This window comes from Sphingopyxis sp. (assembly GCF_016793825.1).
GTDB lineage: Bacteria > Pseudomonadota > Alphaproteobacteria > Sphingomonadales > Sphingomonadaceae > Sphingopyxis.
In genome coordinates, this window is record NZ_JAEULM010000050.1 from 67,386 (window position 1) to 94,318 (window position 26,933).

Here is a 26,933-nt window from a genome sequence, read left to right on the forward strand (position 1 = left end):
GCAGCACGCGCACAAAAGGCGTTGAATCATGAGCTTTCGCAACATTTCCGCCTGGTGCATTCGCAACCCGGTGCCGCCGATCGTCCTGTTCGTCCTGTTGTTGCTGGCGGGGGTCGTCAGCTTCAACCGGATGGACGTGAACGATAATCCCGATGTCGAATTCCCGGCCGTACAGGTTGTTGTGTCGCAGCCGGGCGCAGCGCCGACCGAGCTTGAGACGCAAGTGACGCAGCGCATCGAGGCAGCCGTTCGCAGTGTGAGCGGCGTCGAGGACATGTCGTCCTATGTCGGTGAAGGCAACAGCCGCACGATGGTGCAGTTCGCGATCGGGACGCCGATCGACCGCGCGTACAATGACGTCAATCAGGCCGTCCAGCAGATCCGCAGCGACCTGCCCGACGGCATATTGGAGCCGCAGGTGGCGCGCGTCGATTTCGCGGGCGGGCCGATCACTTATTTCGCGGTCGAAGCGACCGACATGACACTGGAGCAATTGTCCTGGTTCGTCGACAATACGGTCGCCAAGGACTTGCTGTCGATTCAGGGAATGGCCCGCGTCAGCCGCTCTGGCGGGGTCGATCGGGAAATCCGCGTCATCCTCGATCCTGCGCGCATGCAAAGCTATGGCGTGACCGCGAGCCAGATCAACCAGCAGTTGCGACAGGTCAATGTGAACGCCGCGGGCGGTCGTACCGAAATTGCCGGTTCCGAACAGGCCGTGCGGGTGCTCGGCAACGCGGGGAACGCCTTCCAGCTGGGCGAAACCCGTATCTCGATCGGCAACGGACGCACGATCCGCCTTTCCGAGGTTGCCACTGTGACCGACGGTTATGCCGAACAGCGCAATCTGGCCAAGATTCGTGGTCGGCAGGTGCTGAGCTTTTCGATCGAAAAGGCAAAGGGTTCGTCGGATGTCACCGTCCATGACGAGGCGATGAAGAAGCTGGAGGAGATCAAGAAGAACAACCCCAAGGTCGATTTCAAGATCCTCTTCACGCGCACCGAATATACCAAGGAGCAGTATCGCAGCTCGATGGCCGCTATGATCGAGGGAGCGATCCTCGCCGTCGTCGTCGTTTTCCTGTTCCTGCGCGACTGGCGCGCGACGTTGATCAGCGCGATGGCCATCCCGCTATCCGCGATCCCGACCTTCTGGTTCATGGAAATGATGGGCTTTTCGTTGAACGGCCTGTCGCTGCTGGCGCTCAGCCTTGTGGCGGGCGTGCTGGTCGATGATGCGATCGTGGAGATCGAAAATATCGTCCGGCACATGCGAATGGGGAAGACGGCTTATCAGGCGGCGATCGACGCCGCCGACGAAATCGGGTTGGCCGTCGTCGCGACGACCATGTCGATCGTCGCGGTCTTCCTGCCGGTCGCGCTCATGCCGGGTGTTTCGGGCCAGTTCTTCATCCAGTTCGGCATGACCGTCGTCTTTGCGGTGTTGGTCAGCCTGGCGGTCGCGCGTATGATCACGCCAATGATCGCGGCCTATTTCCTCTCGGCAGAGGGCGAAAAGGAGCATGCGGTCGGGCCGTGGGTCGATCGGTACGAACGTATTCTGTCCTGGACGCTCGACAGTACCAAGCATGGGGCTGTCCGGGCGCGCTATGAGCTGACGCCGACGCGGCTGGTCTTTCTGGCTGTGCCCTTGATCGCCGCCGCTCTCGCGGCCGTGGCGATGACCTTCTCCTACTTCAGGCCGGTGCCGGTAGGGCAGGATGCGCCCAACGCGGCGCTGCACTTCCTGCTGCTGACACCGATCGCGTTGATCGTGGCTTATCTGGTCGTTTCGCTGTTGCAGATCATCGTCGGCGGCGGCGCTTATGCGCTTGGGATGCGGCAGTGGGCATTCACGCAGTGGGCCAAGTCGATGGCGCAGCGCGCCTGGGCGCGGGCCTTCGACCATCGGGTATGGATCGTCGGCATTGGCCTCGTTGCCTTCATCTGGAGCATTGTCATGTTCGTGATGTTGCCCAGCCAGTTTCAGCCGACGATCAACAGCGACTACAGCCAGATCACCTATGAGCTGCCGCCGGGATCGACGCTTGCGCAGAGCGAGAAGATTTCGAACCAGATCAACACGATCCTGATGGCTGATCGCAACGTCGACAACGCCTTCTATGACGTCAATGTCGGCGGCGGCGGGGTGTATATCACGCTGAAGAAGGATCGCGACGCGAGCAGTGTCGATTGGGAGCGGCGGCTTCAGCCGAAGATGGCCGCGATTCCCGACGCGCGCGTTTCGTTCCAGAGCCAGTCGGGTGGTTTTTCCGGCCGCGATATCAGCTTTATCATCGGCGGCGATGACCCCGCGGCACTGGAAAAACATGCGCTGACGATCGTCAAGGAGATGAGCGCGCTCAAGGAGCTTCGTTCGGTCCGTATCGAAGGCGACATCCCGAGGCCTGAAATCATCATCAACCCGCGCATGGACCTTGCCGCCGATCTGGGGGTCACCACGGCCGCGCTCAGCCAGACGATACGCATCGCGACCCTGGGTGATATTGATCAGAATGCGGCGAAATTCTCGCTGTCCGATCGCCAGATCCCGATCCGCGTCCTGCTGTCGGAGGATTCACGCCGCAGCCTTGCGACGCTGGAGGGCCTGCCTGTGCCGACGACGCGGGGCACGACGGTTCCGCTGAAGGCGGTGGCGGAAATCAGCTTTGGCGCCGGCCCGACCGAGTTACGGCGTTACAATCAGACGCGCCGCGTCGTCATCGGCGCCGACCTGGCGCCGGGCCTTGTCACAAGCGATGCGCAGAAGAAGATCGACGCCTTGCCGGCCGTGAAGAACATGCCGCAGGGTATCCGCAAGATCGTGCAGGGCCAGCAGAAGTTCATGGAGGAATTGATCCAGAACTTCATCATTGCGGTGGTTGCGGGCCTTGCACTCGTCTTCTCGACGCTGGTTCTGCTGTATCGCCGGTTCCTGTCGCCACTCGTCAACATGTCGTCGCTGCTGCTGGCGCCGCTTGGCGGTCTGCTTGGACTTTGGGTCGCCGGCATGGAAATCTCCATGCCCGTCTTCATCGGCCTGCTCATGCTGCTCGGCATCGTGGCAAAGAATTCCATCCTGCTCGTCGATTTCGCGATCGAGGAAATGGATCATGGCGTCAGCAAGATGGATGCGTTGCTCGACGCCGGTCGCAAGCGTGCGCAGCCGATCGTGATGACGACGGTCGCAATGGTCGCGGGTATGGTGCCGACGGCACTGTCACTCTCCGGCGACGGCGCGTGGCGCGCGCCGATGGGCGTCGTGGTGATCGGCGGCCTGGCGCTGTCGACACTGCTGACCTTGCTGATCGTCCCCGCGGGCTTCAGCCTGGCCGACAGCGTGGAAAAGCGTCTCGGTCGATTCTTCTCGAGCAATCTTCTGACCTATCGCAAGGGCGACGACACCAGGCCGCATTCGGCGCCGGCGCCTGAACCGGCCGAGTGACATGAAGGTCGGCCGGTGCGGTAAACCACTGCACCGGTTGCAACCTTTGCCGCGTTTCGCCATTTGGTTCGCATGACCGACCAGATGCTCTCCCGGCCGATGGGCGTTGCCATACCGACGAAAGGCTCCAATATCCGTGTCGTTGCGACCGGATTGCTGATCGTGATGGCGGCGGTGTTCCTTGCCGCCAGATATTTCCAGGACGTTCACCCGGCAGTGGGCTTCGTTCGCGCCTTTGCCGAGGCGGCGATGGTCGGCGGGCTGGCCGACTGGTTCGCGGTGACGGCGCTGTTCCGTCACCCGATGGGGCTGCCCATTCCGCATACCGCGATCGTGCCGCGTAACAAGAACCGCATCGGCGACACGCTGGCGCGCTTCCTGCTCACCAATTTCCTGCTGCCGCGGCTGATCGCGCGCAAGATGCAGACCGTCGATGTCGCGGGCGCGGTGGGCAAATTCCTGTCCCAGCCGGCCGAGGGCGGCGGCCGGTTGAAGCTCGGCGCGTCGCGGATCATCGCCGACGGGCTGGGAGCGCTCGATCAACAGCGGCTTGGCGGAATGGTCAAATCGGCGATTGCCGACCGGCTGCGCGAACTCGACGTCGCGCCGCTGCTGGGACAAGCGTTACAGGCCGCGCTGGCCGAGGGGCGGCATCAGCCCTTGCTCGATGCGATGGTCAAATGGGGATCGAAGACGCTCGAGCTGAACGAGCATCTGATCCACCAGATGGTGCACGACAATTCCAATGCGATCGTGCGCTTTACCGGGTTGGATGAGAGTATTTCGAACCGCATCGTCGCCGGCCTTTCGAAACTGCTGAGCGAAATGGCCGTCGATGAAACGCATCCGCTCCGTCACCGCGTCGAGGAAGGGCTCGCCAAGATGGCGCTCGACCTGCAGCACGACCCCGAAGTGAAGGCGAAAGTCGCCCGCGTTCGCGACGAATTGCTCGAGAACAAGGCGGTCAAACGTTGGCTCGACGGCCTGTGGGAGCAGGGACGCGGCGCGCTGCTCAAGGCCGCGCGCGATCCCGAAACCATGCTTGCGGGACGGATCGGCGAATTGTTCACCCAGTTCGGCGCGATGCTCGGCGAGGACATCGCGATCAAACGCACGCTCAACCGATATGCGCGCCGCGCCGTTGTCGGAATGGTCGACAGCTATGGCGAGACCGCGTTGAAGCTGGTGTCGGACACGATCCGCGGCTGGGATGCGAAGACGATCACCGACCGGCTGGAAAATGCGGTGGGCGACGACCTGCAATACATCCGCATCAACGGCACGCTGGTCGGCGGGCTGGTGGGCGTGCTGATCCACACGGTCGACGTGCTGCTCTAAGACATGGTTCCTTCAGCGGCGCGACGATCGTTTGCAGGCCGCCAGCCCTTCGCGCCACGTCGGATATTCCGGCGCCCATCCCAGCATCCGCTTCGCCTTGCCGTTCGCAACGCGGCGGTTTTCGGCGTAAAAGGCCCGTGCCGCGGGCGACAGGCCCGCTTCGTCCAGCGTTCGCAACGGCGGCAGCGGCGTGCCCAGCATCGCGCATCCCCACTCGACCAGGCGGTTCTGGTGGCACGGTTCGTCGTCGGCGAGGTTGTAGACGCCGGCCGGCCCTTCTTTGAACGATGCGATCACCCCGCTCGCGATGTCATCGACATGGATGCGGCTGAAGACCTGTTCGGGGAGATCGACGCGATGCGCGCGGCCCGCTTCGATACGATCGAGGATCGAACGGCCGGGACCATAGATGCCGGGCAGGCGAAAGACGCGGACATCGCCGCGCAGCGCGACCCACGCGGCGTCTGCGGCGTTGCGGTCCGCGCGGCGGCCCTTTACGGGCGCGCCTTCGTCGACCCATGCTCCGCCCGCGTCGCCATAGACGCCGGTCGAGGACAGATAGCCTGTCCAGCGGCCGGGCGCGACGGCAAGCGCTTGTCCATATCGCGCCAGCACCGGATCGATCCCGTCCGTCGGCGGCACTGACGACAGGATATGCGTCGCGTCTCGCAGGGCGCCGATCACCGCGGCTTCGTCGGCGAATGCGAGGCTGTCGCCGCGCCCGTCGCGCGTCGTGCCGCGAACGTCCCAGCCGCGGGCGCGCAGCCGGTCCGCGAGCTGTCCCGCCGCATAGCCCATTCCGAAAATCAGCATGTTCGCCATCGTGCACCTTATTGCGCGCCTGACGTGCCGCGCCTAGACCCCAGTGTATGACCGATGCCTCTTCCACCCCCGCCATCCCTGCCACGATCCATCGCGGCGACTATCGTCCGCCCGAATGGCAGGTTCCCGACATCGCGCTCGATTTCGCTCTGGGTATCGAAGAGACCCGCGTATCGGCGGCGCTTTCGGTGGTGCGCCATGGCGATGCGCCGGTGCCGCTGACCTTGCGCGGCGATGGACTGGCCGCCGCAGCGGTGCGTGTCGATGGCGAAAGCTGGAACGACTGGCGCATGGATGGACCCGACCTGATCGTCGACCTTGGCGATCGGGCCGCGGCGGTGGTCGAGGTCGATACGGTGATCGATCCCGGCGCCAACACCCAGCTGATGGGCCTGTACGCATCGAACGGCATGCTTTGTACCCAATGCGAAGCCGAGGGGTTTCGCCGCATCACCTTCCATCCCGACCGGCCCGACGTGCTCAGTCGCTACAAGGTGCGAATGGCGGGCGACAAGACGATGTTTCCGATCCTGCTTTCGAACGGCAATTGCGTCGCGTCGGGCGAGGAAGGCAGCGATCACTGGGCGTTGTGGGAAGACCCCTGGCCGAAGCCGTCCTATCTGTTCGCGCTCGTTGCGGGCGATCTTGTCGTCAATCGTGACGAGTTCGTCACCATGTCGGGCCGCAAGGTCGAACTGGGTATCTGGGTGCGCGACGGCGATGCGCCGCGAACCGGGCACGCGATGCAGGCGCTCAAGAACAGCATGGCGTGGGACGAGCGCGTCTATGGTCGTGAATATGACCTCGACCTGTTCAACATCGTCGCGGTCAGCGATTTCAACATGGGGGCGATGGAGAACAAGGGGCTGAACATCTTCAACACCCGGTACATCCTGGCCGATCCCGACACCGCGACCGACCTCGACTATAATGGGGTCGAAGGCGTCGTGGCACACGAGTATTTCCACAACTGGTCGGGCAATCGCGTCACCTGCCGCGACTGGTTCCAGCTCAGCCTGAAAGAGGGCTTCACGGTCTTTCGCGATCAGAGCTTTTCGGCCGATATGGGATCGCCGCCCGTCAAGCGGATCGAGGATGTCCGGTTGCTCCGCGCGGCGCAGTTCCCGGAGGATGCCGGCCCGCTGGCGCATCCGATCCGGCCCGACAGCTATCAGGAAATCTCGAACTTCTATACCGCGACCGTCTACAACAAGGGCGCCGAGATCATCCGCATGATGGCGACCCTGCTTGGGCCCGATCGCTTTCGCAAAGGCACGGACCTGTATTTCGACCGCCACGACGGCGAAGCCGCGACCTGCGAGGATTTCGTCCGCGCCATGGAGGAGGGCGGCGGGATCGACCTGACATTGTTCCGCCGCTGGTACGAGCAGGCCGGAACCCCGCGTCTTCGCCTGTCACTTGCCGAGGAAAGCGGAGAATGGTTCCTCGATGTCGCGCAGATGGTGCCGCCGACGCCGGGACAGCCTGACAAGCAGCCCGCCATGATGCCGCTGCGCCTTGCCGCGTTCGCGATGGACGGTGCGGGCGGGCTTTCCGATTCACTCGTCACGCTGACCGGCGCGACACAGCGCATTGCGCTGGGTCGTTTCGTCGCCCGTCCGGCGCTGTCGGTCAATCGGGGCTTTTCGGCGCCCGTGATCATCGATTTCGAGCGTGCCCCCGGCGAACTGGCCTGGCTCGCCGCGCATGACGACGATCCCTTCGCGCGCTACGAAGCGCTCCAGCAGTTGATGCTCGATACCCTCGTCCTTGCGGTGTCGGGGGAGACCGCCGACGCCCAGTCGGTGATCGACGCCGTCGCGCTGACGCTCCGCGGGCGCGCCGCCGATCCCGCTTTCGTCGCCGAAGCCATCCTGTTGCCGAGCGAGGCGTTCATCGGCGATCAGATGGTGACCGTCGATCCCGACGCGATCCGCCGCGAGCGGCTGGCGTTGCAGGCGGCGATCGGCCGCGCTCTCGAAAGCGAATGGCGCGCGATTCTGGCCGAGGTCGCGCCGCCCGCCGCAATCCTGTCGCGCAAGGCAAAAGGCGGTCGCCGTCTGCGCGGTGTCGCGCTTGCCTATCTGGCCGCGACCGGTATCGAGGATGCGCCCGCGCTGGCGTTCAGGATCTTCTCCGACGCCGATGGCATGACCGAACGGCAAGCCGCGCTTGCGACGCTTGCGCATGGAGAAAGCGACGAGCGGACGCACGCTCTCGACATTTTCTACCAGCGCTATCGCGACAATCCGCTCGTCCTCGACAAATGGTTTCAGGTGCAGTCCTGGTCGATGCGGCCCGACACGGTCGAAGCCGTCAAGGCGCTCTCGCAGCATCCCGACTTCACGCTTTCCAACCCCAACCGCGTCCGCTCGCTTTACGGCGCGTTGACCGGTAATCAGGCCGCGTTCCACCAGGGCGACGGGGCGGGCTACAGGCTGATCGCCGACCTCGTCATCGCGCTCGATCCCAAGAATCCTCAAACGGCGGCGAAGATGATCCCGCCGCTCGGCCGCTGGAAGCGTTTCGACGATGCACGCGCAGAGATGATGAAAGCGGAGCTCGGCCGCATCCTCGCCCAGCCGGGGCTGTCACGCGACGTGACGGAGCAGGCGAGCAAGAGTTTGCTGGGTTGAAGAACGCCTCTGCCGTTGCGGCAGGGGAAGGGGTCATCCACCCAGCCACCCGGTGACATCGGCGGCTACCTTGTTCGCTGCGCGCGTCAGCGCCTCGCCGACAGGCTTGGCTTCGACCTTGCCGCCGATCGGTTCGCGCACTTCGAAACGGCGCTGGGTGACGGTCTTGCCGCCCGCCGAGACGAGCATCGCCTGAAAGACGACGACCGCCTCGTTCGACCGGGCATCGACGCCGAATTCCATGAGCTGTCCGGCGAGCTGCTCGCCGGGAGCGGTCAGATATTGCCCCTCGTCCAGAACGACGCGCGCCGTGCGCGCCGCGACGGTTTCGGACACCAGTCGCTGGAACAGGCGCGACGGCGCCTCGACCCATTGCGCATCCTTCACATAGGTCACGCTGGCGTCGTCCTGCTGCACCGGAATGCGCGTCGTGCGCAGCTTTTGCGGAGCGGTGGGGATGAGGATCGTCAATGTCGCCGCCTCGGCCGCCGTACGCGCCGCGCCCGCTTGCGGTGCGGTATCGGGATCGAGGGTCAGCAGGAAAGGCGGCGTCTTTCCGCCGAGTCCGATACAGCCCGACAGCGTCACGGCGAGCGTAGCACAGAGCAACGGCGCACGGAGTTTTCCTATCATGGGCATCGTCATTCCTTGTAATCGGGCAGCTTGCTGCCGCTGAGGACCGCGCCGGCGCCTTGCTGGTCGAGCTTGTCGGTCAGGCTCGACAGCGACGCAGAGGTACGGCGCAGGTCGCGGATCAGCGCATTGGCTTCGGGGATTGTCGTCTCGCTGAACGTCTTGAGCCCCGGTCGGGCGTCGGAAATTGCCGCCTCGAGGGTCCTGATCGAATTATTTGCGGATTTCAGCGTGTCGCGCAGGTTGGCCATGGCCGGATCGACGTTGCGATCGATCGTGCCCTGCGTCGCGGCCGCGAGGTTGCCGATCTGCTCGGCGGCGTTGCCGGTCTGCTGGATCGCGATGCGCGTGTCGGCGAGTGCCTTTTCGATCGCAGGGCCATTGCGGGCGAGGATCGCGGTCGATGCCTCGACATTGTTGAGAATGCCCTTGATGCTGGCCTGATTTTCATCATCGGCCAGTTCGGCGAGCCGTTCGGAGAGCGTGGAGAGGCGTTGCAGGAGCTGCGGCGCGGTGTTCAGAAGTTCGCCGAGCCCGCCGACGCGGTTGGGGATGACGGGTTTGCCATCGGGCCCCTTGTCGGTGATCGGCGGCGCGCCCTTCACCCCGCCGTCGAGCGAAATCTGCGAGACGCCAGTAAAGCCGACACCCTCCAGCGCCGCGGTGGTGCCTTGCAGGATCGGGACCCCCTCGTTCACCTCAATCCGCACGCGAACGAACTGCGGATCGTCGGGGAGCAGTGCGATCTGTCGCACCTGGCCGACGGGCACGCCTGAATATTGCACCTGTGCGCCCTTGTTGAGTCCGTCCACCGACTGTTTGAAATAAATATCATATTCGCGCTTCGTCCCGCCGCTGTCGTTCGCCAGCCAGACGACGAAGATCGCGAGTGCGGCGACAAAGAAGAGGACGAAAGCGCCGACGAGCACATTGTTCGATCGTGTTTCCATCAGCTTTTCCCATCCTGCCGTTCGACGGCCTGTTTGCAATTGGCGGCGGCCCGGCCGCGCGGCCCGTTGAAATAATCCTGTATCCACGGATGCTCGGTGGCAAGCAGTTCGGGGATCGTGCCGACTGCGATCACATGCTTTTCCGCCAGGACCGCGACCCGGTCGCATGTCGCATACAGCGAGTCGAGATCGTGGGTTATCAGGAAAACGGTCAGGCCCATCGTATCGGCAAGCTCGCGGATCAGTTCGTCGAACTTGGCAGCGCCGATCGGATCAAGGCCCGCGGTAGGCTCGTCGAGAAAGAGCAGCGCGGGATCGAGCGCAAGCGCGCGGGCGAGGCCGGCACGCTTGACCATGCCGCCCGACAGTTCGGCGGGATATTTGGGGCCGGCATCGGGCGGCAGGCCGACCATCGACACCTTGTACGCGGCGATCTCGTCGAGCAGTCGCTGGTCCAGCCGCGGATAATATTCGCGCAGCGGGACCTGGATATTTTCGGCGACGCTCAGCGTTGAAAAGAGGGCGCCACCCTGGAACATGACGCCCCAGCGGCGACGAAGGTCGCGCGATTCCTCGGCATCCGTGATCGTGTCGAGCGTCTTGCCATAGACTTCGATCTCGCCCGCTGTCGGCGTCTGGAGCCCGACGATCGACCGCATAAGCACCGATTTTCCGGTGCCGGAGCCGCCGACCACGCCCAATATCTCGCCTGATCGCACGTCGAGGTCGAGGTTGTCGTGGATGATCGCGTCGCCGAACTGGTTGCGCAGGCCGCGGATACGGATCGCATACTCGAATTTTTCGGGGCGCACGGCGTCGGCAGCGGCGAGTTCCTCCTTGATTTCGGCCTGGACCTCCTCGCTCATCAATTCCACCCCAGCGACGAGAAGAACACCGCGAAGAAGGCGTCGAGAACGATGACGAGAAAGATTGCGGCCACCACCGCCGAGGTGGTCCGCTTACCGACCTCCTCGGCGTTCTGGCGCACCTGCATGCCTTCATAGCAGCCGGTGACACCGATCAGGATTCCGAACACCGGCGCCTTGATCAGCATGATGTAGAAATCGGTCATCGGGATGATTTCGCGCAGCCGCTGGACATAGGTGAGGGGCGGTATGTCGAGCCCGACCCAGCAGAAGACCCCGCCACCGGCGATCGCGCACAGGCTGGCGTAAAAGCCCAGCAGCGGCATCGTGATCGTCGAGGCGGCGACGCGGGGCAGCACGATCGCTTCCATTGGCGATACGCCGATTGTGCGCATCGCATCGACTTCTTCGGTCAGCTTCATCGTTCCGATCTGCGCCGCGAAGGCCGAACCCGATCGGCCGGCGACCATGATCGCGGTCATCAGGAGGCCGAGTTCGCGGATCGAGGCGCGGCCGACGAGGTTGATCGTGAACACCTCGAGCCCGAATTGTTCGAGTTGCACCGCACCTTGCTGTGCGATGACGATGCCGATGAGGAAACTCATCAGGCCGATGATCGGCAGCGCATCGACGCCGACCGCCTGGAACCGGGTGACGACGGCATTCCAGCGGAGCCGGCGCCGCGCGCGGATCTGGACGAACAGCGACACGATCATCGCGCCGAAGAAATCGATGATCCCGATCAGTTCGCGCCAGATCGCGATGCTTGCCAGGCCGACCTGGTCCAGCATGCGTTCGATCGCCGAGCGGCGATCGCGGTGGACGCGAAACGCGCTCTTGTCGTCCTTCAGCGCATCGAGAAGCCGTCGCGCTTCCGGGCTGGCGCCGGTCACGGTCGCACCATGATCATTGATCGTGCGGGTGACGATCCACGCGCCGACGGTATCGATCCGTTCGATTTGGGAAAGGTCGAGCGATTCGATCGGGCCGAGTTCGTCGAGCCGTGCCGGAAGGTCACCAAGCCGCGCCAGCGTCAGCCGGCCGGTAAAGCGAACCGCGGCACCCTTGGCGCCATCGCTGTAGTCGAAGTCCGCCCGGGCCACCATCTCGCGGGCGACATTGTCTTATTTCATTTGGAACGGCAAGCGAATCCCGCCCCCCTTGGCCGCAGCGCGGCGCGGCCCTATGACATCGGTATGGAAATTCCGCCCGCCGCCCCACCGACCGATTATGCGCACCGTGTCGCAATGTATGACATGGATCGGACGATAACCAGATCAGGGACTTACAGCGGATTCTTGATGCATGTCGCAAGACGGCGCCAGCAATGGCGGCTGCTTCTTCTGCCGTTCGTCGCGCTTGCCGGGTTCGGCTATAGCTTGCGCCTGATCGACCGGTCGCGGCTGAAGGCGATCAATCTGCGCCTTCTTGTCGGCAGCCGTTTCAGTCGTACCGAAATTTCGCCGCTTGCCGAAAGCTATGCCGACAAGGTGGTCGCGCGCGGGCTTCACCACGCGGCGATCGAGCAGATCGCCGCCGACCGCGAGGCAGGGTACCGGTTGTTGCTGGCGACCGCATCCTTCCACCTGTATGTCGATGCGATCGCGCGGCGGCTGGGGATCGACGACGTGCTTGCGACGCGGCTCGACGAGCCCGACGGTGCCGATCATATTCATGCGCGGCTGGCAGGCGACAATTGTTATGGAGAGGCGAAGTTCGCGCGCATTTCGGACTGGCTCGCGGCGAATGAAATCACCCGTGATCAAGCGCATGTCCGGGCTTATTCAGACCATGTATCCGATCATCCGATGTTGCGTTTCGCCGACGAAGCGGTGGCCACGACGCCGTCGCGCAAGCTGAAGCTGCTGGCGCCGAAGATGGGTTGGCAGGTGGTCGACTGGCGCGCCGGGAAGTAATCCCCGCGCGCCAGCGAAGCGAGGCATCAGACCGCGTCCAGCGCCTGCGCGAAGTCGGCGATCAGGTCGTCGGCATTCTCGATCCCGATCGATACGCGCACCAGATTGTCGGTGATGCCGAGCGCCTTCTTGCGTTCATCGGGAACCGACAGATGGGTCATCGCGGCGGGGTGGCTGGCGAGTGTTTCCGTGCCGCCGAGGCTGACCGCCAGTTTCGCGATACGTAGCGCGTCGAGGAAACGGAAGCTCTCGGCTTCGCCGCCCTTGATGAAGAGCGAGAAGGTCGAACCCGCGCCCGTGCAGTGACGGTCGAAGATGTCCTTTTGCCGTGCGTCGCTGATGAAACCGAGATAGCCCAGTCCTTCGACCTTCGGGTGATCGCGCAGGAATGTGCAGACCTTCAGCGCGTTCTCGCCCGCGCGGCTCATTCGCAGTTCCAGCGTTTCGAGGCTGCGAAGCAGCATCCATGCGGTATTGGGATCGCAGATCGTGCCGATCGTGTTGCGCATCGGACGGATCGAGTTGATGAGCGTCTGGCTGCCCGACACGCCGCCGGCGACCAGGTCCGAATGGCCGCCCGCATATTTGGTGAGGCTATAGACGACGAGGTCTGCCCCCTGTTTCAGCGGCTGTTGCCACAGCGGGCCGAGGAAGGTGTTGTCGATCGCGATTGCGGGTTTTTGTTCGCCGGTAAAAGCGGCGTCGCGCGCGGCGCGGACCGCCTCGACATCGACGAGTGCGTTGGTCGGGTTCGCCGGGCTTTCCAGATAGACGAGTGCGACCTTGCCGCCCTTTTCGTCTGCCAGCGTTTGGGCGCGCGCGAGGATGTCGTCGATCTCCTCGCGCGTCGCGCCGGCGGGGAAATCGACGAAGCTGACGCCGAAGCGCGACAGGATGCGCGCGATCAGCGTTTCGGTTGCCGCATAGAGCGGACCCGAATGGACGATCACGTCATTCTGGCCGACGAGGGCGAGGAGCATCGTCGCGATCGCCGACATGCCGCTTGAAAAGACAAGGCAATCTTCCGCGCCGTCCCATACTGCTAGTCGGTCTTCGACGATTTCCTGGTTCGGGCCGTTGAAGCGCGAATAGACAAGGCCGTCGGCCGGCCCTTCGCGCTTGCCGGTGATATGCTCGAAGAATCGTTTGCCGGCCGCCGCGCTTTCGAAGGCGAAAGTCGACGTCAGGAAGATCGGCGGCTTCAGCGACCCCTCCGACAGCATGGGATCATATCCGAGTCCCATCATCAACGTCGCGGGACTGAGGTCCTTGTCGCCGACTTTCCTGCTGTTCATCTTGGGGTTGCCGCGCGTGGACATGGGGGGTGCTCCTGTGAGGTTGAAGCCCCCTATAGCAGCAGCGGTTTCTTTTGAAACTATGTTGCGCGGTCAATCCTCGACGATCAGGCTGCGGTCCTTCGTTTCGGGGAGCATCAGCGTCGCGACGCCCGCCATGCCGATGACGATCGCGACGTAGAAATAGAACACCCACTCCAGCCCGGCGCCCTTGAGACCCAGCGCGACCATTTCCAGCGTTCCTGCAAAGATCGCGTTGCCGATCGCATAAGGCAGCGCCACGCCCAGGCCGCGAATGTGCGCCGGGAAGAGTTCGGCCTTCACCAGCGCGTTGTTCGCGCTGTAGCCCGCCTGCAGGGTCAGCGGGATCAGGATGAGCAGCGTCGCCGTCACCGGGGAGGTCACCGTCTCGAGCGTCAGGAAGGTCGGAACCGCGACGAGGGCGCCGCCAATCCCAAAGAGCAGCAGCATCGGCTTGCGCCCGAACCGGTCGGCAAGCGCACCGAACACCGGTTGCATAATCGTGAACCATATCAGCGCGACCGCGATGATATAGGTCGCGGTCGCCTTGTCGAAGCCGACGGTGTTGAACAGATATTTCTGCATGTAACTGGTGTAGGTATAGGCCGCGAGCCCGCCGCCCGCAGACAGCATTCCGACCAGGATGCTTTCGCGCCGATGGTCGGTCCATAGCAGCCTTGCCGTCGAAGCCGGGCGGTCGACCGCCTGATTCTCGAACGATGGCGTCTCGGCCAGATTGCGGCGAAGCAGGTAGACGCCGAGCGCGAGCAGCGCGCCGATCACGAACGGGATGCGCCAGCCCCAGGCGGTCAGTTCGTCTTCGGTCAGGAAGGCTTGCAGCACCACCGCCACGAAAATCGCGCAAAGCTGGCCGCCGATCAGCGTCATATACTGGAAGCTGGCCCAGAAACCGCGATTCTCGCGCGGTGCCATCTCCGACAGATAGGTCGCGCTTGCGCCATATTCGCCGCCGAGCGACAGTCCCTGCAACATGCGCGCAACAAGCAGGGTTGCCGGCCCGAGCAGCCCCGCCACCGCATAGGTCGGCGCGATCGCGATCAGCATCGATCCGCTGAACATCAGCGCGACCGATAAGGAGAGTCCGGCCTTGCGACCGCGCGTGTCGGCGAAACGGCCCATCACCCACGCCCCGATCGGCCGCATGACGAAGCCGACGGCAAAGATTGTCGCCGTGCTCAAAAGCTGTGCGGTCGGGTCGGCCTTGGGGAAAAATACCGGCGCGAAATAGATCGCGAAGGCGGCATAGGCGAACCAGTCGTACCATTCGACCAGATTGCCCGCCGAACCGCCAACGATCGAAACGAGCCGCTTGCGCGGGATCGCCAAGGATTTCATGCGCTTCCTCTCCCCGCCCCACATTGTCTTGCCACGCCGAAGCCGATCCGGAGCCCCGCTCTCTTCGAGGAAGCCGGATCCCGGATCAAGTTCAGGGTCACGATCAAGGGGATGATGTGCCCAGCCCGATCACCGACAATTGGCGGCCATAGCCGTTCTCGTTACGGTGGCCCGCGCGGCGATAGCTGAAATACTCATCGACCTCGGCATAGGTATCCTGTCCGCCGATGGCAATTCGGCGTACGCCGGCAGCGGCGAGGCGCGCGGCGACATAGGCGGCGATGTCGAACATCGCATGTCCGGGTTTGCAGGCTGCGAAGAATCGTTCGTTCGCGGAATCATCGGCCAGGAATCGCGCGGTAAAACCGTCGTCGACTTCGTAAGAGGCGCGACCGATGCATGGGCCGATAGCGACGGCGACATTCGCGCGGACGGCGCCCAGACCTTCCATCGCGTCGAGCGTGGCGTCGGTGACTCCGGCGAGCGCTCCCTTCCAGCCGGCATGCGCGGCGCCGATCACGCCGGCTTCGCGGTCGGCGAACAGCACCGGCACGCAGTCGGCGGTCAGGATGCCAAGCAGCACGCCGGGGGTGCTGGTGACGAGCGCGTCAGCCTCGGGTCGCGCGGCAAGGTCGGTATCGCGATCGACGACCACGCAGCGATTGCCGTGAACCTGGTAAAGGCCGGTCAGCGTCGCGCCGGGCAATATGGTATCTGCCACGCGCCGGCGGTTTTCGGCGATCAGCGCGGGATCGTCGAGCGAACCGAGGCCGCAATTCAGCGAGGCGAGTTCGCCGGAGGACACCCCGCCGCGGCGACCGAAGAAGCCGTGCGGGATCGCCTCCAGCGGCGCGGCCGTGGTGAAGGGAATTGTCACAGGTCGAGCCTGAAAAAGCGATCCTCGTCGATATGATTGCCGACGCGAAATTCGTTGCGGCCAACGTCGTAAAAGCCGTAGCGCCGATAAAAGGCCTGCGCGCGGTCGTTGTCGGTGAAGACGGTGAGGTAGAGGATAGACGCCCGCTCGCGCGCCCAGGCAATGCCCCATTCCATAAGGGCCACCGCGACGCCCGTCCCCTTTGCGGCTTCGGCGACATAGAGCTGGTGCAACTCGACCGCATCGTCGGTCGGCTGATCGTCGGGCAGGTCGAAATCGACCGGGCCCATCTTGATATAGCCGAGGATCGCGCCGGCTTCGCTGCGTACCAGCGCGATGTCATGATCGTCGCTGGCGATCTGTGCGCGGACACGGGCGGGGGGATTCCATTCCGCCAGAAAGGCGACCAGGTCGACGGGGTCATAGATATGCCCGAAGGTGTGGGTGAACGATCCGTTGGCAAAGGCAGCGATGGCTTCTGCGTCTCCGCGTTCGGCCAGTTGGATGGGGGTCATGCGGCGTCTCCTGTGAATCCTGCGGGGGCGGGCCAGCCGGGCGCTGTGAAGGCCATCACCTTGAACAGGCTACCCATTGCGATTGCCTCGACAAGGCGGTCGCGCTGGCCCTTCAATTCCTCGGCGCGGTTCGGCGCAGCGACGGAGAGCGACCGGAGCCGCGCGTCGATGCCGAGCCGTTGCAGCCATTCGCCCTGCGTTGCGAGGGCGCTGACCGACACGCCGACATCGTGCGCGGCCGCGGCAAGCGTGGTGAAATCGACATGCGCGGTCAGATCGACCTCGCCCGGATCGGCGAAGGGATCGGTAAACTGGTGCGCCTTCATCGCCTGCAACGTGTCGCCCGCCGCGGGGCCGGCATAGCCATAGTCGATCGCGAGCATCGCGCCGCCTTGCCGCGCGAGGCGAAAGGCACAGCGTTGCATGATCGCCGCCGCGACCGGCATCGTCTCGACGATCGTTCCCTCGGGTTGGCTTCGCAGCGCAGCGGGTATTGCGTCATCGACCTGAATGCCGCCGGCCACCGGCGCCAATATGCTATCGCGGCGTTCGATCATGCGTTCGCGCCAGCCGTCGGCGACGCGGACATATTGGTGGATCGGCAGGGCGTCGAAAAATTCGTTCGCGACGACGAACAGCGGTGCGTCGTCGGGCAGCGCGTCGACCTCGTCGTGATGTTCGGCGGCGGGCAACCGGATATGCTGTGCGGCGCGCAGCGTCGGGCTCGTCTCGACCAGATCGATGCCCACCGGCACGCAGCCAAAACGCGCCATAGCGCGCAGCGCGTCGTCGGCAAGCGTGCCGCGGCCGGGGCCAAGTTCGACATAGCGAAAGGCCGGGCTGCCCGCGCGCGACCACAGGTCGGCTATCCAGACGCCGACCATCTCGCCGAACATCTGGCTGATTTCGGGCGCGGTGGTGAAGTCGCCCTGGGTGCCGAGCGGATCGCGGGTTGCATAATAGTGCCCGTTGGCCGCTGCCATATAGTCGGCAACCGACATCGGCCTTGCGGCCGCGATATCCCTGATCAACTGCTGCGGCGTCGGCGGGCCGTCAGGCAACGCTGTCCGTCCCCGCGACCGGCTCGATCCGTTGGCGCCGGCTCTTCGCCGTCGCGACGAGCCAGACGCCGATCACCAGCATCGGAACCGTCAGCCATTGCCCCATCGACAGGCCGGTCGCCTCGACGACATTCATCCGCTGGACGTCCGGTTCGCGGAAATACTCCACCGTAAAGCGGCTCAGCCCATAGAGGATGGAAGCCATGCCGACGAGGAAGCCGGGCTTGTACCGCGCATCGGTGCGCCAGAAGAAGAAGGCGAGGACGGCCATCATCACGATGCCTTCAAGTCCCGCTTCGTAAAGCTGGCTTGGGTGGCGGGGGTCGGGGCCGCCGCGCGGGAAGATGATCGCCCAAGGCACATCGGTCACGCGACCCCAAAGCTCGCCGTTGACGAAATTGGCGAGGCGGCCAAGGAACAGCCCGAACGGGATGGTGCACGCGATATAGTCGCAGAAGCGCAGGAAATTCAGCTTTTCCTTGCGCGTCACATACCAGATCGCGAGCAGAACACCCAGTACCCCGCCGTGCAGCGACATGCCACCGTCCCACAAACGGAAGATCGCGGCCGGCGACTGAAGATAGGATTCCAGATTGTAGAACAGGACATAACCCAGGCGCCCGCCGAGGATGATCCCCAGCATGGCATAAAAGATCATGTCGTCGGCGTGACGGCGCGCCATCGGGGCGCCGGGCTGATCGATCAGCTTGAGCAGATACCAATAGCCAAGAAAAATACCCGCGAGATAGGCAAGCGCATACCAGCGGATCGGCAAACCAAAGACGCTGAAGGCGACCTCGCTATGCTCGCCCATCAGCTCGGTGAAGTTCACATATTGTGTTGCTTCGGCTAAGGTTGCAAAAAGAAACATATAGTCTCGACACCTTCCCCAGGAGAGGCCTTCCCCATAGGGGGTAAGGCGAAAGAGACCAAGAGGAGAGATGCCCAATGCCTTCCGCGCTCGATCTGCGCCTCGAATCCGCGTATAATCTGATCACCGGGCCCGGCGGGCCGATCCAGATCGGATCGGTGGAACGCTTTGGTCGCCAGCTCCCCCTCATTGCGAATGCACCGACGAATCTTGCCGACTATGTCGCCTTTTTCGCGGCGCAGCATGGCGACGCGACTTTTCTGGTGGAGGGCGACGAACGGCTGAGTTTCGGGCAATTCTATGCCGCGGCGCGCCAGGTTGCGGCGGGACTGGTCGAAGGATACGGCGTGCAGCGCGGCGATCGCGTCGCCATCGCGATGCGCAACGCCAATGCCTGGTGCGTGACCTATGTCGGCATCCTGCTCGCCGGCGGCTGTGCGACCCTGCTCAACGGCTGGTGGCAGGGCAGCGAACTTGCGGCGGGGATCGACGATGCCGAAGCGAAGCTGGTCATCGCTGACGTCCAGCGGGCGGCGCGGCTTCAGGAGCCGGGGGTGTCGCACGGTGCAAGGCTCGTCACACTGGACATCGCTCAGCCCATTGACCGCGCGATCGCGCCGATCACCGATGCCGGCGGCGGCGCGGCGACCGTGCTACCGGTGCTGACCGGTCAGGATCTGGCGACCATCCTCTTCACCTCGGGTTCGACTGGCCAGTCGAAGGGCGCCTATTCGCGCCACGAAGCGGTGGTACAGGCAATCTTCAACTATGTGGCGCAGACGGCGAGCATCGTTCATCTGCTGACGGAAGACGGGCAGATGTCCGATCTTCAGCCCGCGACCCTGATCTGCACGCCGCTGTTCCATGTCACGGCCGAGATTCCCGTGTTCCTCCAGAGCATGGCGCTCGGGCGCAAGCTTGTCCTGATGCCGAAATGGAACGCCGACGAAGCGATGCGGCTCATCCAGGACGAGAAGGTCAATTATTTCGTGGGCGTGCCACTCATGAGCTATGAAATTCTCGTCAGCCCGAACCGCAAGAATTACGATCTGTCGACGTGCAAGAGCTACGCCGGCGGAGGCGCGCCACGCCCGCCGGAACATGTCCGGCGGTTGGCGACCGAGATGGGTGAGGGCAAGCCGCTGCTCGGCTATGGCCTTACCGAAACCAATGCGGTCGGATGCGGCATCATCAACGAAAACTATCTCGAGAAGCCGACATCGACCGGCCCCGCGTCGAAACCGCTCGTCGATCTTGCGATCCTTGACGACAATGGGGTCGAGCAACCGCAAGGCAGCGTCGGCGAAGTATGCATCCGTTCGGTGTGCAATTTCGAAGGCTATTGGAACAATCCGGAAGCGACGAAGGCAGCCTTCTTCGACAATGGCTATTTCCGTTCGGGTGACCTTGGGTATCTCGATGCCGACGGCTATCTGTTCATCGTCGATCGCAAGAAGGACATCATCATCCGCGGCGGCGAAAATATCAGCTGCCCCGAGGTCGAGGCCGCGATCTACGAACATCCCGATGCCAACGAGTGCGCGGTATTCGGCCTGCCCGACGAGCGGCTCGGCGAAGTCGTCGGCGCGGTGATCTGGATGAAGCCCGGCAGCAGCGTGTCGGCAGAGGATATGTCCGTCTTTCTTGGCCAGCGGCTCGCGCCTTACAAGGTGCCGAGCCGAATCTGGATGTCGAACGACGCGCTGCCCAAGCTTGGCAGCGAAAAAATCGACAAGGTCAGCCTGCGCAAGGTCTATCGGGATGAATATGCGGCGGAAGCGACCGCCTAGACTATTCGCGCGCCGGCGCGTTCGCCGGCGCGCTATTCCGGATAGCGCTCGTTCATTACGTCCCAGCTCAGCGTGACAAGCTGTTCGAGCACGGCGACGTCCACATCGGCGAGGTTGTTGATGTAGAGACACGCCTTGCTGGTCTTGTGCTTGCCGAGCCTTGCCAGCAGCGCGTCGGCTTCGCTTTGCCGATTCTGGTAGTGGCCGACGAGATAGAGCGTCATCGCACCCTTGCGGGGCGAGTAGCCGGCGCGGCACATGGTCCCCGACCGGCCGCTGTCGTACACATAGTCGTAGCTGCCGTAGCCGATGATCGATGGTCCCCACATCTTCGGCGCCAGTCCGGTTATGCGGCGGTGGATTGCGTCGACGACCGCCGCATCCTCCCGCCGCCGGACTTCGGGGATCGCCGCGATGAATTCGGCGACACTGACGTCGGTTGCCTTGGTCTTGATCTCGGCCTTGCCCATGGCTTCACTCCCTTGCGCGAATGATAGCCTGTTCAACCGTGTCGCGCCAGAATCTCGCGTGCCAGCGCGGCGACGCGCCGCCGGAAGCTGTCGGGTCCGACAACTTCGATTTCGGCGCCGAGCGCCAGCATTTCGCGCGCGCCATGATCGGCGTCTTCGATCATCATCGTCATCCGGCGCCAGCCGTCAGGGTCGGCGGGCGCCGCTGCGGACACCGCCGTTGCACCGCGCGGCGACTGCGCGGCAAGGCGTTTGCATCCCTCGGCCGAGGCTCTGACGATGGCTTGGGTCGTGAACAGATCGGCCTCGAAACGCGCCTGTTCGGTTCGCCACCATGTCGCGAGATGGAAATCGACAGGTCGTTCGAACCCGGCATCGCTGACGGTCAACGCCTGAATCTGAGAGACGCGGAAGACGCGGACCTTCTCCGCCCCGCGCGCCGCAAGATACCAGATGCCCGCTTTCAGGACGAGGCCCAGCGGCTCGACGTTCCAGTCGCGGACGCCTTGCCAACTTTCGTAACGCATCCGGAGGGTGCGCTGATCGAGCACCGCGCGGGCGATGGTCGGCAGATATGGCAGCGCCTCGCTGCCGCGATACCAGTCGATCGGATCGAGGTGGAACCGGGCGGCCATCCGGTCTGCCAGTGCCGCGCCGGCGTCGGGCAGGGCGGACATCAGCTTGTTTCGTGCCGCGCTGGCTTCCGTACCAAGTCCCAGTTCGGCAGCGGGCCCGGGAAGGCCGATCATCATCGCGGCCTCCGCCTCGCCCGTCGACAAGCCGGTGAGCCGCGTGCGGTAGCCGTCCAGGAGCTGGAAGCCGCCGCCCGGCCCACGGTCGCCATAGATCGGTACCCCGGCAGCGCTCAGCGCGTCGATGTCGCGATAGATGGTGCGTTCGGACACCTCGAACTCGATCGCGAGGTCCGATGCAGTCAGCCGTCCACGCAGTTGCAGCAGGATGAGGATCGAAAGGAGACGGCTGGCACGCATCGATTTTTCTCTGTCACATAATAGCTGACGATAGATGTCAGGAATAGTGTCTTATGAAAGGAAGCTCTTCAGGAAAAAGGTGTGTGACGATGCAATTGATAAGGCGCCGACAGATGCTCGCTAGCGGTGCGCTTGCAGCGGCTCTGGCCTTCTCGCCGCGCGGGCTTCTCGCGGCGGATCCCGTCGGAGGGATTGTTACGGGAAAGGGGCCAGGGGATTTCGATTTCCTGACCGGCGAATGGGCGATCAAACATCGCCGCTTCGACACATCGGGGCCGGACGGCCATCGCGAGCTTGATGGCAGCGCGACGGTGCGCAGCGTGCTCGGCGGCATGGGCAGCGTCGAGGAACTGCGCAAGGGCGACGGCCGCGTCCTCGGAATGGGCGTCAGGGTCTGGCATCCCAGGGACGGCCTCTGGGCCGACCACTGGACCGCAGCCGAAGACGGCGTGGTCAACCCGCCGCAACTCGGGCGTTTCATCGATGGCGCCGGCGTCTTTACCGCGGATGACGAGATGGATGGGAAACCGGTCAAGGTGAAGGCGGTCTGGGACAAGATCACCCCGACGTCCTGCCGCTGGTACCAGATGATGTCGCGCGACGGCGGCACAAGCTGGGAGCGCGGCTGGTACATGGACTGGACGCGGGTGGCATAAGGGAGGCAGATATGACGGACGGATATTTCTACGGCCCGCCGGGCAAGGGTGTCGTAACGGGCCGCGGGATCGGCGATTTCGATTTCCTTGCCGGCGAGTGGCGCATCCACAATCGCCGGCTCAAGGACGGGACGGCCGACGTCTGGGAAGAATTCGCAGGGGCGGCGACCGTCCACCGTGTGATGGGCGGACAAGCGAGCATCGAGGAACTGCGCATCCCGTCCGACAAGTTTCGCGGCATGGGAGTCCGGGTCTGGCGCCCCAAGGAAGGCCAATGGACCGACCATTGGACCGGTAGCTATGACGGCGTGGTCAATGCGCCGCAGCTTGGCACCTTTGTCGATGGAGAGGGCATATTCCTGTCCGAGGAGCAGGCCGATGGTGCAACAAATCTCTATCGCGGCATATGGGACCGGATCACGCCGACGAGTTGCCGCTGGCATCAGTCCAGTTCGACCGACGGCGGCAAGAGCTGGGACTGGAGCTGGTGGATGAACTGGACGCGGGTGGGATGACAGGGTTGCCCGACGAGTGTCGGAAAGCTAGCTAGTGGAATGGGTCGATCTTGTGGATGAGGACTCATGCTCAGACCTGCTGCTGCGGCTATCGCCGCCATCGCCTCGCTCCTGTCCAGCTTAGCGTCGGCCGACGAGATCATTGTCGCCAATATCATGCCGTCGAGTACGACTTGGTTGATCGGTACCCAGACCATTGGGCCGGTTCCCAAGGGCAGTCATGCGATCGCATATCTGCTGGAAGGTCGCCGTCCTGTCCACGCCGAGGATGAAACGGGGAACTACGCCGACAAGGAGATGGTTTTCGAACGGTCGGAACTTGCGCAATATGGCGATCGAGGTTTCTGGTGCATTTTCAGCAGGGCAGCGAGCGACGGGCGAATGGATATAATTCATCTCCCAAAAGCGGTCTGTCAGCAGTTTATCGCCAACCAGCCACCTGCTCCCCGCGACCGTTAACGTCAGGTTCCCGGCGTCCCAATCCGGTTGCACCTTCGGCGGCGGCCTGCTAGCCGCGCCCGCGTCTTTCCCCGCCAAAAGGTGCTGTCATGTCCGAGTCCTTCAAGCGCGTCGTCCTCGCCTATTCGGGAGGTCTCGATACCAGCGTCATCCTGAAATGGCTGCAGGTGACCTATGGCTGCGAGGTCGTGACCTTTACCGCGGACCTGGGGCAGGGCGACGAGCTGGAACCCGCGCGCGCCAAGGCCGAGCTGATGGGGGTGAAGCCCGAGCATATCTATATCGATGACGTACGCGAAGAATTCGTCCGCGACTTCGTCTTTCCGATGATGCGCGCCAATGCCCGGTATGAGGGCGATTATCTGCTCGGCACCTCGATCGCGCGCCCGCTCATTTCGAAGCGGCTTGTCGAGATCGCGAAGGAAACGGGCGCCGATGCGGTCGCGCATGGGGCGACGGGCAAAGGCAATGATCAGGTGCGCTTCGAGCTCAGCGCCTATGCGCTGAACCCCGACATCAAGGTCATCGCACCCTGGCGCGAGTGGGATCTGACCAGCCGTACCGCTCTCATCGACTTTGCCGAGAAAAGCCAGATTCCGGTGCCGAAGGACAAGCGCGGCGAAAGCCCGTTCTCGACCGATGCCAATCTTCTTCACACTTCGTCCGAGGGGAAGGTGCTCGAGGATCCGTGGGAAGAGACCCCCGACTATGTCTATTCGCGCACTGTGAATCCGGAGGATGCGCCCGACACCCCCGAATATATCACCATCGATTTTGAAAAGGGCGACGGCGTTGCGCTCAACGGCCAGCCGATGTCCCCCGCGACGCTGCTCGCCGCGCTCAACGATCTCGGCCGCAAGCATGGCATTGGCCGCCTTGACCTCGTCGAGAACCGCTTTGTCGGCATGAAGTCGCGCGGCATGTACGAGACGCCGGGCGGCGAAATCTACGCCCGCGCGCATCGCGGGATCGAGAGCATCACGCTCGATCGCGGCGCGGCGCATCTCAAGGACGAACTGATGCCGAAATATGCCGAGCTCATCTATAACGGTTTCTGGTTCGCGCCCGAGCGCGAGATGCTTCAGGCGGCGATCGACCATAGCCAGGAAAAGGTCGCGGGCACCGTTCGCTTGAAGCTTTACAAGGGCAACGCCAGTGTGGTCGGTCGCAAGTCGCCGCACAGCCTTTACAGCGAGCGCCATGTTACGTTCGAGGATGACGCGGGGGCCTATGACCAGAAGGACGCGGCCGGCTTCATCAAGCTCAACGCATTGCGCCTGAAGTTGCTCGCGAAGCGCGATCGCTGAGCCTGGCGACGGCATGCTCTGGATATGGGATTTTGCGCACGCATCGACGCGGGCGTGACGGGTGCTTGTCCGATCTCAGGCTGGAGCAGGATCGCTGCTTTCAATAATATCTCCGAATTGGCAGTACCAATTCTTAACGCATTAGCGCCGCAGCGATTCCTGCGCTAAGGGCGCGGCATGACCGCCATGCGCTTTTTCTCGGATAATGCTGCCGCCGTCCATCCCGCCGTGATGGAGGCGCTTGCCGCCGCAAATCATGTCGATACCGCTTATGACGGCGATGCGCTCAGCCAATCGCTCGACGCGGCGTTTTCGGATCTGTTCGAAACGACGTGCGAGGTCGTCTGGATATCGACCGGCACCGCGGCGAACAGCATCATTCTCGGCCATTTTGTGCGGCCTTGGCAGGGCATTCTCTGCTATGAGGAAGCGCATATCGAGGTCGATGAATGCGGCGCTCCGACCTTCTATTCGGGCGGTGCGAAGCTGATGACCCTGCCGGGTACCGGTGCGAAGATCGACGCCGATGCGCTCAAGGCGCGCATCGCCGGCATCCGCAAGGATGTTCATCAGGTGCAACCCGCCGCGATCAGCATCACCAATGCGACGGAATATGGTCTAGCCTGGCGTCCCGACGAAGTGGACGAGATCAGCCAGATCGCCAAGGCAAACGACATGAAGCTGCATATGGATGGCGCGCGCTTCGCCAATGCGGTGGCGTTCCTCGATTGTGCGCCCGCGGATGTGACGTGGCGAGCGGGTGTCGACGCCCTGTCGTTCGGTTTTACCAAGAACGGCGCGATGATGGCGGAAGCGCTCGTGTTCTTCGGCGGTAGCGGCGGCGCCGGGGTTCGCGAGCTGAAAAAGCGGGGCGGCCACTTGCTCAGCAAAGGGCGCTTTGTCGCGGCGCAGATTCGCGCGATGCTGAAGGACGACCTGTGGCTCGCCAATGCCCGTGCGGCCAACGCCGGCGCGGCCGCGGTTGCCGCGGCATGCGGCGACCGGCTGATGTATCCGGTCGAGGCCAATGAATTGTTCGTGCGGATCAGTGCCGAGGAGGCGGCCGATCTGCGAGCCAAGGGCTTTGACTTCTATGATTGGGGCGATGGAGCAGCGCGCCTTGTCGTGAGCTGGGATCAGGACGCGGCTGCTGTAGCGCCGCTCGCGGCCGCCATCTCGGCGCTATGAGCGAGCAGCCCGCGACGCTGCTCAGCCCGCGCGTTTTTTTGCCCTTCATCCTCGTCACGCTGATCTGGGGTTCGACCTGGATCGTCATCAAGGGCCAACTCGGGATCGTGCCGCCGAGCTGGTCGGTGACCTATCGTTTTGCCGTTGCCGCGATCGCGATGTTCGCCTTTGCCATTTTCAGGGGGGAGAGGATCTGGTTGGGCCGCGATGCGATGACCTTTGCCGTGGTGCTGGGGATCGCGCAGTTCACCTTCAACTTCAATTTCGTGTACCGCGCCGAACAGCATATCACGTCGGGGCTTGTCGCGGTGCTGTTCGCGCTGTTGATCGTGCCGAACACGCTGCTGGGGCGGCTGTTTCTCAAGAGTCCGCTGGAACGGCGTTTCCTTGCCGGGGCGGGGATCGCGATCATCGGGGTCGGATTGATGATCCTGCACGAATATCGCGCCGCCGCGCTCGATCCGCAGGCGGTGATCATGGGAACCGTCCTGACGCTAGCGGGCGTTTTCAGCGCCTCGACGGCCAATGTGATGCAGGGCACGACGATCGCCCGCGCGCAGCCGATGGTGGTGATGATCGCCTGGGCGATGCTCTTTGGTGCGGTCGCCGACGGGACGTTTGCGTGGATTACCACCGGTCCGCCGGCGATCGAGGCGACGCCCGTCTATCTGGGTGGCGTCCTTTATCTTGGTATCGTGGCGAGCGCGGTGACCTTTCCGCTCTATTTCAACGTTATCCGCGCGGTCGGGCCGGGGCAGGCGGCCTGGTCCAGCGTGTTGATCCCGATCATCGCGATGGGCTTTTCGACCGCGCTCGAAGGCTATCGCTGGGCGACGCTGTCGATCGCGGGCGGGGCCGTGGCGCTGATCGGGCTGGCGATCGCGGTGGCGAAGCGGCCCGAGCGACCCTCGGTCAGCGGCAATATGGTGTCGGTGCCGGTCGACGCCGACTAGG

General features: G+C 63.7%; 24 protein-coding genes. 11 read left to right on the forward strand and 13 right to left on the reverse strand.

Annotation, left to right across the window (positions count from 1 at the left end; genetic code table 11):
- Positions 1-28: 28 nt before the first annotated feature.
- Both JNM03_RS17560 and JNM03_RS17565 read left to right on the forward strand, forming a co-directional pair.
- A complete protein-coding gene (locus tag JNM03_RS17560) occupies positions 29-3,445 on the forward strand; it encodes an efflux RND transporter permease subunit (RefSeq protein WP_294038619.1) in 3,417 nt (1,138 codons plus the stop codon).
- 72 nt (positions 3,446-3,517) lie between these two features.
- A complete protein-coding gene (locus JNM03_RS17565) occupies positions 3,518-4,783 on the forward strand; it encodes a DUF445 domain-containing protein (RefSeq protein ID WP_294038620.1) in 1,266 nt (421 codons plus the stop codon).
- Positions 4,784-4,795: 12 nt separating this feature from the next.
- On the opposite strand, the gene JNM03_RS17570 is transcribed toward JNM03_RS17565, so the two are convergent.
- Positions 4,796-5,605 (reverse strand): SDR family NAD(P)-dependent oxidoreductase, encoded by an 810-nt coding sequence (locus tag JNM03_RS17570; RefSeq protein WP_294038622.1) that lies wholly within the window; start codon positions 5,603-5,605, stop codon positions 4,796-4,798.
- A 47-nt stretch (positions 5,606-5,652) separates the two neighbouring features.
- On the opposite strand from JNM03_RS17570, the gene pepN reads away from it, so the two are divergent.
- Positions 5,653-8,241, forward strand: a complete 2,589-nt coding sequence (pepN, locus tag JNM03_RS17575) for an aminopeptidase N (RefSeq protein ID WP_294038623.1) — start codon at positions 5,653-5,655, stop codon at positions 8,239-8,241.
- 33 nt (positions 8,242-8,274) lie between these two features.
- Here the strand turns inward: pepN and JNM03_RS17580 are convergent, their stop codons facing one another.
- The 4 genes from JNM03_RS17580 to JNM03_RS17595 are packed head-to-tail and all read right to left on the reverse strand — an operon-like array spanning position 8,275 to position 11,796.
- The gene (locus JNM03_RS17580; RefSeq protein WP_294038625.1) at positions 8,275-8,874 is read right to left on the reverse strand and encodes an ABC-type transport auxiliary lipoprotein family protein; all 600 of its coding nucleotides are present in this window, start codon (positions 8,872-8,874) and stop codon (positions 8,275-8,277) included.
- Between the two features lie 8 nt (positions 8,875-8,882).
- Entirely contained in the window at positions 8,883-9,824 is a 942-nt protein-coding gene (locus tag JNM03_RS17585) for an MlaD family protein (RefSeq protein WP_294038627.1), read from the reverse strand.
- The gene (locus JNM03_RS17590) at positions 9,824-10,690 is read right to left on the reverse strand and encodes an ABC transporter ATP-binding protein (RefSeq protein ID WP_294038628.1); all 867 of its coding nucleotides are present in this window, start codon (positions 10,688-10,690) and stop codon (positions 9,824-9,826) included. The genes JNM03_RS17585 and JNM03_RS17590 overlap by 1 nt, the downstream gene beginning before the upstream one ends.
- Positions 10,690-11,796, reverse strand: a complete 1,107-nt coding sequence (locus JNM03_RS17595; RefSeq protein WP_294038630.1) for an MlaE family lipid ABC transporter permease subunit — start codon at positions 11,794-11,796, stop codon at positions 10,690-10,692. Before JNM03_RS17595 ends, JNM03_RS17590 begins: the two co-directional genes overlap by 1 nt.
- 90 nt (positions 11,797-11,886) lie before the next feature.
- On the opposite strand from JNM03_RS17595, the gene JNM03_RS17600 reads away from it, so the two are divergent.
- On the forward strand, positions 11,887-12,606 hold the full coding sequence (locus JNM03_RS17600; protein ID WP_294038632.1) for an HAD family phosphatase: 720 nt from the start codon (positions 11,887-11,889) through the stop codon (positions 12,604-12,606).
- A 26-nt stretch (positions 12,607-12,632) separates the two neighbouring features.
- On the opposite strand, the gene JNM03_RS17605 is transcribed toward JNM03_RS17600, so the two are convergent.
- From JNM03_RS17605 to lgt, 6 genes are all read right to left on the reverse strand, one after another.
- A complete protein-coding gene (locus tag JNM03_RS17605) occupies positions 12,633-13,925 on the reverse strand; it encodes a cystathionine gamma-synthase family protein (protein WP_294038634.1) in 1,293 nt (430 codons plus the stop codon).
- Between the two features lie 69 nt (positions 13,926-13,994).
- The gene (locus JNM03_RS17610) at positions 13,995-15,278 is read right to left on the reverse strand and encodes an MFS transporter (RefSeq protein WP_294038635.1); all 1,284 of its coding nucleotides are present in this window, start codon (positions 15,276-15,278) and stop codon (positions 13,995-13,997) included.
- Positions 15,279-15,381: 103 nt separating this feature from the next.
- Entirely contained in the window at positions 15,382-16,155 is a 774-nt protein-coding gene (gene pgeF / locus JNM03_RS17615; RefSeq protein WP_294038637.1) for a peptidoglycan editing factor PgeF, read from the reverse strand.
- On the reverse strand, positions 16,152-16,670 hold the full coding sequence (locus tag JNM03_RS17620; RefSeq protein ID WP_294038638.1) for a GNAT family N-acetyltransferase: 519 nt from the start codon (positions 16,668-16,670) through the stop codon (positions 16,152-16,154). Before JNM03_RS17620 ends, pgeF begins: the two co-directional genes overlap by 4 nt.
- Positions 16,667-17,731: a class I SAM-dependent methyltransferase gene (locus tag JNM03_RS17625; RefSeq protein ID WP_367236029.1), complete on the reverse strand. Its 1,065-nt coding sequence runs from the start codon at positions 17,729-17,731 to the stop codon at positions 16,667-16,669. The genes JNM03_RS17620 and JNM03_RS17625 overlap by 4 nt, the downstream gene beginning before the upstream one ends.
- On the reverse strand, positions 17,724-18,545 hold the full coding sequence (lgt, locus tag JNM03_RS17630; protein WP_294038702.1) for a prolipoprotein diacylglyceryl transferase: 822 nt from the start codon (positions 18,543-18,545) through the stop codon (positions 17,724-17,726). The genes JNM03_RS17625 and lgt overlap by 8 nt, the downstream gene beginning before the upstream one ends.
- A gap of 134 nt (positions 18,546-18,679) precedes the next feature.
- On the opposite strand from lgt, the gene JNM03_RS17635 reads away from it, so the two are divergent.
- Positions 18,680-20,392, forward strand: coding sequence for a class I adenylate-forming enzyme family protein (locus tag JNM03_RS17635; RefSeq protein WP_294038640.1), 1,713 nt, complete (start codon positions 18,680-18,682; stop codon positions 20,390-20,392).
- A 32-nt stretch (positions 20,393-20,424) separates the two neighbouring features.
- Here the strand turns inward: JNM03_RS17635 and JNM03_RS17640 are convergent, their stop codons facing one another.
- Positions 20,425-20,862 carry a DUF1801 domain-containing protein gene (locus JNM03_RS17640; RefSeq protein WP_294038642.1) on the reverse strand — a complete coding sequence of 146 codons (438 nt, stop codon included), beginning with the start codon at positions 20,860-20,862 and terminating at the stop codon, positions 20,425-20,427.
- A 32-nt stretch (positions 20,863-20,894) separates the two neighbouring features.
- Positions 20,895-21,854, reverse strand: a complete 960-nt coding sequence (locus JNM03_RS17645; RefSeq protein ID WP_294038644.1) for a YafY family protein — start codon at positions 21,852-21,854, stop codon at positions 20,895-20,897.
- A gap of 113 nt (positions 21,855-21,967) precedes the next feature.
- On the opposite strand from JNM03_RS17645, the gene JNM03_RS17650 reads away from it, so the two are divergent.
- From JNM03_RS17650 to JNM03_RS17675, 6 genes are all read left to right on the forward strand, one after another.
- On the forward strand, positions 21,968-22,510 hold the full coding sequence (locus JNM03_RS17650) for a hypothetical protein (protein WP_294038646.1): 543 nt from the start codon (positions 21,968-21,970) through the stop codon (positions 22,508-22,510).
- Between the two features lie 11 nt (positions 22,511-22,521).
- Positions 22,522-23,025 (forward strand): hypothetical protein, encoded by a 504-nt coding sequence (locus JNM03_RS17655; RefSeq protein ID WP_294038648.1) that lies wholly within the window; start codon positions 22,522-22,524, stop codon positions 23,023-23,025.
- A 66-nt stretch (positions 23,026-23,091) separates the two neighbouring features.
- Positions 23,092-23,484, forward strand: coding sequence for a hypothetical protein (locus JNM03_RS17660; RefSeq protein ID WP_294038650.1), 393 nt, complete (start codon positions 23,092-23,094; stop codon positions 23,482-23,484).
- A gap of 89 nt (positions 23,485-23,573) precedes the next feature.
- A complete protein-coding gene (locus JNM03_RS17665; RefSeq protein WP_294038651.1) occupies positions 23,574-24,791 on the forward strand; it encodes an argininosuccinate synthase in 1,218 nt (405 codons plus the stop codon).
- Positions 24,792-24,977: 186 nt separating this feature from the next.
- Entirely contained in the window at positions 24,978-25,979 is a 1,002-nt protein-coding gene (locus JNM03_RS17670) for a low specificity L-threonine aldolase (RefSeq protein WP_294038704.1), read from the forward strand.
- Positions 25,976-26,932 (forward strand): DMT family transporter, encoded by a 957-nt coding sequence (locus tag JNM03_RS17675; RefSeq protein WP_294038652.1) that lies wholly within the window; start codon positions 25,976-25,978, stop codon positions 26,930-26,932. Before JNM03_RS17670 ends, JNM03_RS17675 begins: the two co-directional genes overlap by 4 nt.
- The last annotated feature ends 1 nt before the right edge of the window (position 26,933 follow it).